Origin of the sequence: Pantoea sp. GbtcB22 (genome assembly GCF_019091025.1) — a bacterium.
Taxonomy (GTDB): Bacteria; Pseudomonadota; Gammaproteobacteria; order Enterobacterales; family Enterobacteriaceae; genus Pantoea; species Pantoea leporis.
The window spans coordinates 1-244 of sequence record NZ_JAGXKB010000626.1; the positions used below are offsets into that span (position 1 = coordinate 1).

Here is a 244-nt window from a genome sequence, read left to right on the forward strand (position 1 = left end):
TCGCCGATGAGCGCGTCAGTGCCCTTCTCGACCACGGTGGATTCGCCCGCCAGAATCGCTTCTTCAACGCGCAGGTTATGCGCCCCAATGACGCGCAGATCCGCCGGGATGCGGACGCCGGCGCGGATCACCACCACATCACCTGGCACCAACGCGGTGGTGGGCAGCGTCTCGTGATTTCCCTCGCGGATCACCACCGTTTCGCTGGAGAGCATATTGCGGATACTTTGCAGGGATTTTTCCG

1 protein-coding gene is annotated in these 244 nt (G+C 62.3%); it reads right to left on the minus strand.

Annotation, left to right across the window (positions count from 1 at the left end):
- The coding region (locus KVT28_RS26185) for a hypothetical protein (RefSeq protein ID WP_217551194.1) at window positions 1–244 on the minus strand (244 nt) is incomplete at both ends.